Origin of the sequence: Herbaspirillum sp. B65 (assembly GCF_000333555.1) — a bacterium.
GTDB lineage: Bacteria > Pseudomonadota > Gammaproteobacteria > Burkholderiales > Burkholderiaceae_D > Herbaspirillum > Herbaspirillum rubrisubalbicans.
Window position 1 is genome coordinate 1 of record NZ_BADI01000530.1, and the last position, 8,442, is coordinate 8,442.

Consider the following 8,442-nt stretch of genomic DNA (forward strand, 5'->3'; position numbering starts at 1 on the left):
GCCCGCGATCGATCCAGGCCTTCAGCGAAGAGGGCAAGGAGAAGTTGTACATCGGCGCGCCAATGACCAGCAGATCAGCCTGCAGCAATTCGTCCAGGCAGGCCTGTCCCAGCGCCAGATCGGCACGCAGGGCCGGATCATCGACCTCGGCGCCGCCGAAGGCCGCCAGATGCGCCGCCGACAGATGCTGGGGAGCGTTGGCCGCCAGGTCGCGGTAGACCACCTCCAGATCAGGGTACAGGCTGCGCAGGCGTGCCACGATATCGGCCGAGAGCTGGCGGCTCACGGAATGGTCACCGAGGATGCTGGCGTCGAGGTGCAGGAGTTTCATGGTCATCAATCCGTATCAATCATTAAAATCATATAAATAATTTACCGACGGCAGCAACCGTGCGCGCCGATTCAGGGCTGATTCAGGGCTTGGGCGCGTCAATTGCCACCGGCTTGAGCGCCCCTTCCTTGGAAAACGGCAATACCAGCCCAGGCGAGGTCACCAGTACCGTGGTCAAGGCTTGTGGCGAACTCCACACCACCTGCCAGTTCACGCCATCATCCCGGCTCTGCAGCAGCTTGCCTTCCAGCGAAGAGGCGGTCAGTAACCCCGGCGTGGCCTGTAGCGTGGTAATGGAACCGCTGGTGGGAATGCTCACGGTCTGCCAGTTGGCGCCGGCATCGGTACTGCGCAAGAGCTTGCCGCCCAGGCCGGCCACGATCAGCGTGCCCGAAGGCTGGGCCAGTACCCCGCTCCATAGCGAAGCCTTGCTGCCGGTAGCCAGGACGTCCCAATGCTGACCGGCGTCGGCGGAGTGATACAGCGTGCCCTGCTCGGCCGCCAGGTAGATCGCCTCACCCTGACCGGGGAACAGGTGCAACAGGTTCAGGTCGTTGCGCTTGCTGCCGGCCGCCATCGGCAGATGCAGGGTAGTCCAGGTCTTGCCGCCATCCGCGGTCTGCAACAGCAGCGACCACAGGCCGGCAGCCCAGCCGTGCTGGCTGTCGCGGAAGTAGACGGTAAACAGCGGCTGGTCCACGTCGGTGGCGCTGCGCTGCAATTGCCAGGTCTCGCCACCGTCCGCGGTATGGATCACCACGCCACCATGCCCGACCGCCCAGCCCTGCTTGTCATCGCTGAAGCTGACCGCAGTCAAGGTGAAATCCACCGGTACCTGGCGCGCCTGGCGCCAGTGCTGGCCGCCATCGTCAGAGAGGATCACCAGGCCGCGCGCACCCACTGCCACCACGCGTTCGCCAGCCTGGGCTGCGGCCAGCATCATGCTGCGCTGGGCCTGGGCATCGGCCACGGCAGCCTGGATCGGTACCGGCTCCATGCCCTGGGCTGCGGCCTGGTTGGACAGCAGCGCAGCACACACCAGCATTCCCAGCGGCAGCAGTTTTCGTAGTTTCTTGACTGTCTTCATCACATCCAATGTCTTGTGCATCACCGATTCTCCCGCGCCTTCAATGGCTCATCATGCTGTTGACCTTGATCTTGCCCTTGCGCGGGAACATGCGTTCCAGCACCACGGCAAAGGCCGGCAAGGCAGTCATGGCCATGATCAGGTTGACGATGAACATGAAGGCCAGCAACTTGCCCATGTCAGCCTGGAACTTCAATTGCGAGAAGGACCAGGTGGCCACGCCGATGGCCAGCGTGATGGCGGTGAAGATGGTGGCCACCCCGATTTCCTGGATCGACTTTTCCAGCGCCACGTCGATCGCTTCGCCAGCGGCCAGGTGCATCTGCAGACGGCTGTAGATGTAGAACGCATAGTCCACGCCAATGCCCACGGCCAGCACCATCACCGGCAAGGTGGCCACCGTCAGCCCGATCTGCAACTGCTTCATGAAGGCATAACCGATGAAGGTCGCCACCGTCAGCGGCAGACAGCAGGCCACCACGGCGCGCAGGTCGCGATAGACCGCAAACACCAGCACGATGATGGCGGCATAGACATAGAGCATCATGGGCAGCTCCGACTTTTCCACCTCCTCGTTGACCGCGGCAATCACGCCGGCATTGCCCGCGGCCAGACGGATGGTCAGGCCCGGCAAGGGATGCGCGGCGCGGTACTGCTTGACTGCGGCGATCACGCCATTGATGGTGGAGGCCTTGTGGTCGGTCAGGTAGAGGTGGGTGGCCAACATGCTGCAATCCTTGGACAGGAAGCCACGCACGCGTCCGATCTCCACTGCCAGCGCAGCATAGTTGGCCGGGTCCAGCGGCACCGAGTACATGCTGGGATTGCCCTCGTTATAGCCTTCGTTATAGATCTTCATCTGCTGCGCAAACGAGCTCACCGACATCACGCCCGGCACCTCGGCCATGGCCGCATCGAACTGGTCCTGGTAGCGCCCGAAGGCCACCTTGTCGCAGGAATTCTCGGGCGTGGCCAGGATCACCGAGAGCCAATCCAGTCCGGTGTCATAGTTGTCCGAGATCGACTTGGCATCCAGGTTGTAGCGCGAATCGGCGCGCAACTCCGGAGCGCCGGCCTGGAGCGTACCGACCAGGCGGTCGCTGCTGTACCACACCGAGGCGCCGAACAGGACCAGCGTCACCAGCACGATCATCCTGGCATTGCGCGGATGGGCGGCGCGGGCGAATACCTGCAGCCAGCGCGCACGCTGTTGCTGGGCGCGCATGGCGGCATCGGCATAGCGCTTGCCTACCTTCAGCAAGGAGGCGGCCAGCGGCAACATGAAGAGATTGGTAATGATCTTGTAGCCCACGCCGATGGAGGCCGTAATGGCGAGCTCCTTGACCATGGGAATCGGAATGAGCGTGAGCGTAATGAAGGAAACGAACGCCGTCACCAGTGCCAGCACGCCCGGCACCAGCAGGCCGCGGAAGCTGGCGCGGGCGGCCTCTTCACAGCCCATGCCGGCGGCGATGCCGCGCACGATGTAGTTGATCTGCTGCACGCCGTGCGACACCCCGATGGCAAACACCAGGAACGGCACCAGCACCGCTAGCGGGTCCAGTCCATAACCCAACAGGTGCAGGGTACCGAACTGCCACACCAGCGACACCAGCGAACAGACGATGGGCAAGATGGTAAAGGGCAGCGAGCGGCAATACCAGTACACCGCCAGCGCCGTCAGCAGCAAGGCCATGGCACAGAACTTGAGCACGCCCTGGGCGCCATCGGCGACATCGCCGATCTGCTTGGCAAAGCCGATGATCTGCACCTCGAAGTCGGCGTTCTCGTACTTGGCGCGCAAGTCATTCAAGAGCTTGTTGTAGGCCAGGTAATCGACCTTCTTGCCATTGGCATCGAATTCATTGATCTCGGCGATGATCATGGCGCTGTCCTGCTTGCGCGAGACCAGGGTGCCGACGAAGCCGCCATTGTTGGCGCTGTCGCGAATACCGGCGATCACCTCCGGCGTCAGGTTTTCCGGCGTGACGGTACCGGCGATGACCGGGTCGGCGCGAAAGCCTTCTTCGGTGATTTCGTTGACGAAGGTATTGGGTGTCCACAAGGATTGCACGCCCAGGCGGTTGATGTTGGGCAGGAACATGACAGCCTGGGTCATGGCGTTCAGGCGCGTCAAGCCGTCCTTGGTCCAGATGCTGCCATGGCGGGCGCGCAGCACGATGTTCAAGCGATTGGCCCCGAATAGTTCGTCACGGTACTGATGCAGCGTGGCGACATATTCGTGGTCGGAGGGAATCTGTTTCTCGAAGCCGGCGTCCATGCGCAACTGCAGCGAGAACACCGCCATGAGCGCAGTGAAGGCCAGCAGTGCCAGCAGGATGGCGACCCGCGCGCGAAACGCCAGCGCCTCCAGGCGCGCCAGGCTGAAAAAGCCGTTGAGAAAACGCATAGTGATCCTAGTCCAGCAGGAAAGACGTAACACGACCGGAACGGACTACGCCCGCAAGGGCGCAGTCCGACCGGGATCAGAAGTTATAGGTGGCGGTAGCACCCACGAAATTGCGACCGCGCAAGGGTTGGTCGAAGATCGTATCGCCGCCCCAGAACATGGCGTAGTTGAGCGAGAACTGCCACTTGGCTGGATTCTGGATGAAGCTGACGATGAAGTTGGCCGACTTGGCCCCCTGCATGAAGGTGCCCGCGAAGTTGGGGGTGCGTCCGTGCAAGGCCTGGAAGTAGAACACCTCCGGCACCACCTGCCAGCCCGGAATCAGAGAGCCGTCATAGACCCAGCTGAAGTCCAGGTTGTAGCCATAGGACAGTGCAGTGCCGACGCTGGGCGGCGTACCGGCACCGGTGGCAAGGGCGTTGGCGGTGGTGTCGTAACCCCAGCCCCAGTTGCCGGCGGCCACCGGGATGCCCTGGTAGGAACGCTTCATGTTGGGATAGTAGATCGCCACCGCTTCGGCCATCAGCGTGGCCGTATCGGCCCCGCCCAGCGCCTTCAAGATGGTCGGGTTGTCGCTGGGCGTCATGCTCAACAAGCCCGTGACGGCCCACTGGTACTTGGCCGTCTCGACATAGCAATTGCCGTTGGCCAGGCAACCCGTGCCATTGGTGGTGGGACTATTGCCCGCCATGGAGGTGTTGAGTGTGATCGGATCCTTGGGACGATAGGACAATTCGGTACCGACCGCCCAGTTGCCCACCGGGAAGTTCATGCTGGCACCGATCATCTTGCGGTCTTGCAGGTAGGAATAACCAAAGCCCGAGAGCGAACTGGTCGAGGTCGACATCACCGGCGACTTGTCGTGATAGTTCATCAGGTACAGGCCGAAGTTCATCTCGGTGTCCTTCGGGCTATAGCGCAGCGCCACCCCATACTGGCCGCTGGAACGCGGCGTACTGGTGGTGGGCAAGCCCAGTTCCGGCGCACCATTGCCAATGGTGCCAATCGACCAGTAGCTGCCTACCGGCGGGAAGTAGTTGCGCTGCCAGCCCTGCTGCACATAGGTCTCGATACTGAAGCCATTGCCCAGGCCGGTGGCGAAGTTGACCATCGGCGCCGGCAGCACTGCTTCCTTCATCTGCGTACCCGGTTGCGACAAGCGCATCAGGTCAAAGGCGTTGGTCTGGTTGATACCACCGGGAATGAACAGACTCTCACCCCAGTTGACCACCTGGTTACCGACGCGCAGGCGAGCCCGCTGGTCACCGATGGAAAACTCCTTGCTCACCCACAGGTCCAGCAGGCGGGTCTTGTTGCGCAACTGGCCGGCCGCATTGCCAGGGAAGGAACTACCACCACCAGCGCTGACATAGCCGGTCGCGCTATCGGCAGAAAAATCACGCAACCAGCTCACGCGGCCGAAAAACTTGACGTCCGAGGGCATCTTCAACATCAGCTCGTGCGTGCCCTTGATGTAGGTGGTAAAGGCACTGCCCCGGTCGTAGTTCAGGTTGCCTTGGTCGTTGTACTGCGACAGCGAATCGGCACAGCCGGCCGGCGCGCCGGCACCGCTGGGCGCGGCCGGCTGGCCGCCGTTGAGGCTGCCGATGATGCCGCCACACACCGGCTTGCTGGCGCGGATACCGACGCCCACCGTGACGGTGGAGTCGAAGTTGCCCGAGACCGTCTCCCCCTCGAAAGTAAAGGCCTGGGCGTTGCCCGCATATAGGCAGGCGCCCATCAGCGGCAACACAATCGGCACCAGCCGTGGCAGCGACGAACCGGCCCCGCGCGACTTCTTACGCATTTGCATCTTCATGGTGTTCCCTTCCCGTAAGGTCATTTCAAGAGCGCTGCGCTGGACTCAGCGGTCGCTGATGGCGCGCAGGTTGTCGGCGCTGTAGAAGTTGTCACGCAGACGTGGATTGTCCTTGACCTCGGTTTCCCAGTGGATGTCCTTGCCGGTGCCGGCCGAGTGCGAATCCATCAGGTAACGACCTTCGGCCAGGTTGTACTGGGCAAAGCCGGAGAGGTCACAGGCGCCGGTCTCATAGACCGGGATGATGTAGCCCTCGCGGTGTTTCCACAGCTTGTTCTGGGCATCGTAGTCATCGGCCAGTACCAGGTTCCAGCTATCCTCATCGACATAGAAGGTGCGCTTGGGCGCCAGGTGGCGCACGCCCGGCTTGACCGTGGCTTCCACCACCCAGACCCGGTGCAGTTCATAGCGGCGCGCATTCTCGGCCACGAAGTCAGGCTTGGCGATGTCGTCGAAATTGGCCTTGAAGTTGTTGGCCCCGAAACTGTTGTAGGCGATATAGATTTCTTTTTTTCCGACCAGCTTCCAGTCGAAGCGGTCCAGCGTCCCGTTGAAGACGGTCGGCTCATCCATGGTGTACTGGTTTTCCATGCCGATCTGCGGGGCATCGTAGGCATAGGAAGGCATACGGCGCACGCGGCGCTGGCCAGGGAAATAGTAGAAGGTCTCGGCACCGGGACGGTTCAGATAGGTGGTCACCGTCAGGGCTTGACCGGCCAGCGCGGTGGGCGAGGAATAAGCCACGTAGGTGTAGAACTCGACGCCACCCAAGGTCGAGAGCTTGGTGCTGCCCTTGACGTTGGACGGATAGAACAGCGTCAACTGCTGGCTGGCCTTGATCCATTCATTGCTACCCTTGCGCGGCGAGACCGCCGTGATGGTGTTGGGGAAGTCCACGCCCACACCGCGATAGCGCATCTTGCTGTTGTACATCACTTCCAGGCCGGTCTTGGGCAACGGGAAGGGAATGCCCGGCACATCGGCTTCGGCCAGGCTCCAGCCGTCGGCGCCGATCTTGCCATCGGCCACGTTCTTCTTGGTGTTCTCGACCACGAAGTCGGGCGCGGCACAGTAACGGTGGCTGGGATAGATATCCATCTTGTAGCCCTTGACCTGCTTGATCAGGGCCACCTGTCCTGGCGTCAGATGATCGGCATACTTGTCCACGTTGGACGCATCGATGACCTCGGTGGGCTTTTCATCCTTGTACTTGAAATAGTCCTTGCGCAGCTTGCCGTAGGACCAGCCCGGCAATTCCACGTTTTCCGCCTTCCATTCCGGCACACCCTGGCCAGCGGCCTTGTCGCCGCCCAAGGGCGTCAAGGTCGTACCCAGATCTTGCACCGAAGCGGCGTGTGCCAGCGTGGCGCCCACTGCCAGGACCGACAAACCGAGGATCGTTTTCTTCATGACCACTTTCTCCAATTGACTCTAGCCTGTTGCGATTGATGAGAAATCAGGGAAGAAGCCGGACCAGGCCGGCTTCTTGTCTATCTGCTTCAGAGGGAGGCCAGACCGGCGCCGAAGATGTCCAGTCCCTTCAACATCAGCGAGCGCGGAATGGTCAGCGATGGCATCACGCGCATGACGTTGGTGTAGCGGCCGCAAGGAATCATCAGCACGCCATGACCGACCACGTAATCCATGAGCTTGCCCAGCTTTTCACGCGAGATCGGTTCGCGGGTTTCCTGGTTTTCGACCAGTTCGATACCGATCATCAGACCGCGTCCACGGACCTCGCCCACCCACGGGCTGTTGAAGCCGCGGATGCGTTCTTGCGCTTCCAGGCCCAGGGCATGGGCGCGGTTGATCAGGTCCAGGCGCGGGTCTTGCAGGATGCTGATGTTGGTCAGCGCCACTGCGGCCGAGATGGAATTGGCGGCAAAGGTATTGGGTTGCGAACCATCGGGGATCTTGGCAGCCAGGTCCGAACGCATGACCAGACCAGCCATGGGCATGTCGCCACCGATCCCCTTGCCGAAGGTCAGCATGTCGGGCTTCACGCCCGAATGTTCGACCGCCCACATCTTGCCGGTGCGACCGGCGCCGGCCTGCACTTCGTCGACGATGAGCAGTGCGCCGCTGCGGTCACAGGCCTTACGCAAGATCTGCAGGAACTCCGGCGACGGCGGCACATAGCCACCCTCACCCTGGACCGGCTCGACGATCACGGCGGCCACGTCATCGGCCGCGGTGTAGGGCGTGTTGAGCAGGTAATCGACATATTCACCGGCGATCTGCTCGGCGCTCTTGTGGGTGGTGTCGAAGGGGAAGCGGTAGGCGTAGGGATACGGGGCGTGGATCACGCCTCCCATGAAGGGACCGAAACCCTTGCGGTAGGTGGTGCCGGTGGTGAGCGCATTGGAAGCATTCCAGATGCCGTGGTAGCCACCGTGGAAGGCGATGATCTGGTGCCGGCCGGTGACGCGCTTGGCGAACTTGACGGCGGCTTCCAGCGCGTCGCTGCCGCCCTGGGTGAAGAAGGTGATGCAATCACCGCGCAGGCCCTCGGGCATGATCTCGGAAATCTTGGCCGCCAGTTCGGTACGCTTGGAGCTGTTGACTTCCATGGCGTGCATCAGGGTCTCGGATTGCTTGCGGATGGCTTCCACCACCTTGGGATTGCAGCGTCCCACGCTGCTCACGCCCACGCCTGCGGACAGATCGATGAAGGTATTGCCGTCCGGATCCTTGAAGGTCACGCCGAAAGCCTGGTCCATGGCAACGGGCATACGCCCGCCCACACGTGCCATCGATTCGGTGCGCGCCGAACATTCCAGCGCCGCTGCGGTCTT

At 62.0% G+C, this 8,442-nt stretch carries 6 protein-coding genes; all 6 read right to left on the reverse strand.

Annotated features, from left to right (window positions below; genetic code table 11):
• Positions 1-331 (reverse strand): FMN-dependent NADH-azoreductase (locus tag I5W_RS12835; protein ID WP_044529525.1); only part of this gene is annotated, 331 nt, incomplete at its 3' end.
• A gap of 82 nt (positions 332-413) precedes the next feature.
• Positions 414-1,439, reverse strand: coding sequence for a WD40/YVTN/BNR-like repeat-containing protein (locus I5W_RS12840; protein ID WP_044529522.1), 1,026 nt, complete (start codon positions 1,437-1,439; stop codon positions 414-416).
• 19 nt (positions 1,440-1,458) lie between these two features.
• Positions 1,459-3,828, reverse strand: coding sequence for an efflux RND transporter permease subunit (locus I5W_RS12845; RefSeq protein ID WP_044529523.1), 2,370 nt, complete (start codon positions 3,826-3,828; stop codon positions 1,459-1,461).
• Between the two features lie 76 nt (positions 3,829-3,904).
• Positions 3,905-5,647 carry a DUF1302 domain-containing protein gene (locus tag I5W_RS12850; protein WP_083893529.1) on the reverse strand — a complete coding sequence of 581 codons (1,743 nt, stop codon included), beginning with the start codon at positions 5,645-5,647 and terminating at the stop codon, positions 3,905-3,907.
• Between the two features lie 45 nt (positions 5,648-5,692).
• Complete coding sequence (locus tag I5W_RS12855; protein WP_044529524.1) at positions 5,693-7,057, reverse strand: DUF1329 domain-containing protein; 1,365 nt, start codon at positions 7,055-7,057, stop codon at positions 5,693-5,695.
• 89 nt (positions 7,058-7,146) lie between these two features.
• On the reverse strand, positions 7,147-8,442 hold a 1,296-nt coding region (locus I5W_RS12860), incomplete at its 5' end, for an aspartate aminotransferase family protein (protein WP_050010669.1).